Origin of the sequence: Nostocoides australiense Ben110 (genome assembly GCF_001050535.1) — a bacterium.
GTDB lineage: Bacteria > Actinomycetota > Actinomycetes > Actinomycetales > Dermatophilaceae > Nostocoides_A > Nostocoides_A australiense.
This window is the reverse complement of the sequence record NZ_HG764815.1, coordinates 4,244,022-4,245,193: the sequence shown is the minus strand read 5'-3', so window position 1 is coordinate 4,245,193 and position 1,172 is coordinate 4,244,022. Positions and strand designations below refer to the sequence as shown.

The window sequence follows — 1,172 nt, the reverse complement described above, 5'->3', positions numbered from 1 at the left end:
GAGGGTGCCGGTCGCGGGTCAGCGCGCGGCGAAGGGTGCCACGCCGGCCGCGGCCCGGGGGCCGTAGCCGCCGCCGAAGAGCACCGCGTGCACCAGCAGCGGGAAGAGCTGATGGATGGGTATGCGGTCCCGGCAGCCGGTCGCCAGCGGCGCCTCCTCCTGGTATGCCGTGACGATCGCGTCGAGGTGCGGCGCACCGAAGAGGGCGAGCATCGCCAGGTCGCTCTCGCGGTGCCCGCCGTGGGCGGCGGGGTCGATGAGCCACACCCGAGAGCCCTTGCCCCAGTGCACATTTCCGCTCCACAGGTCCCCGTGCAGGCGGGCCGGAGGTTCGGCGGGCACCAGGTCCGCGAGCCGGGGCAGGAGCGACTCGATGACATGGGCATCGGTGGCGGACAAGGACCCGCGGTCCCGGGCGGCCCGCACATAGGGCGCCACCCGGCACCGCGCGAAGAAGTCCGCCCAGGACTCACCGTCCGGGCTTGCGTTGTCCATCGGAATGCTGCCGATGAACCCCGGCCACGGTGCACCGAAACCGCCGGGCGAGGCGGCATGCATCCGGGCGAGCCGCCGGCCGAAGTCCGCCGCGGCATCGGGCGTGGGGGCACCGGGCGCGGCATACTCCATGACGATCCCCGCCGGTCCGGCGGCCAGCACTCGCGGGACGGGCGGCCCCTGCGGCGTACGCAGCCACTCCAGACCCCGCGCCTCCGCGGCGAAGAAGTCCGCATCCGCTCCGCTCATGGTTTTCAGCACGGCGCGCTCGCCACCCTCGAGGGTGAGCAGCCACGCATCTGCGATATCGCCGCCGCCGAGACGGGTCGCCGCGACCAGGGGGCGGCCGAGGAGTTCGGCGACCAGCGTGCTGGGGTCGAGCGGCGGCATACGACTCACTATGCCCCCGATCCACTCGTAGGCCCGCCGACGGCGCGCGTGAGGGGTGGCGACGCCCCGTCGAACTAGAATCGGAGACCACATGGACACCACAGCCGCGCCGACCACCCCGCCCGCCCACCGACCCACCGCAACGGTGCCGGCGGGGGTTTCGGGCTATGTCGAGATCGACCTGAGCGCCATCTCCGACAATGTGCGCGAACTGCGCCGTCGCGCGGGAGACGCCGAGGTCATGGCCGTGGTCAAGGCCGACGGCTACGGGCACGGCGCCCTGCCGG

Annotated in this window: 2 protein-coding genes; one reads left to right on the top strand and one right to left on the bottom strand. The window is 73.4% G+C overall.

Annotated elements, in window-relative coordinates; genetic code table 11:
• Positions 1 to 18: 18 nt before the first annotated feature.
• A complete protein-coding gene (locus BN11_RS21040) occupies positions 19 to 885 on the bottom strand; it encodes a fructosamine kinase family protein (RefSeq protein ID WP_048700437.1) in 867 nt (288 codons plus the stop codon).
• 91 nt (positions 886 to 976) lie between these two features.
• Here BN11_RS21040 and BN11_RS21035 point away from each other — a divergent pair.
• On the top strand, positions 977 to 1,172 hold a 196-nt coding region (locus BN11_RS21035; protein WP_048700435.1), incomplete at its 3' end, for an alanine racemase.

Coding starts and splice junctions, on each gene's coding strand:
- BN11_RS21040 (WP_048700437.1), bottom strand. CDS start 885: ATGCCGCCGCTCGACCCCAGCACGCTGGTCGCCGAACTCCTCGGCCGC.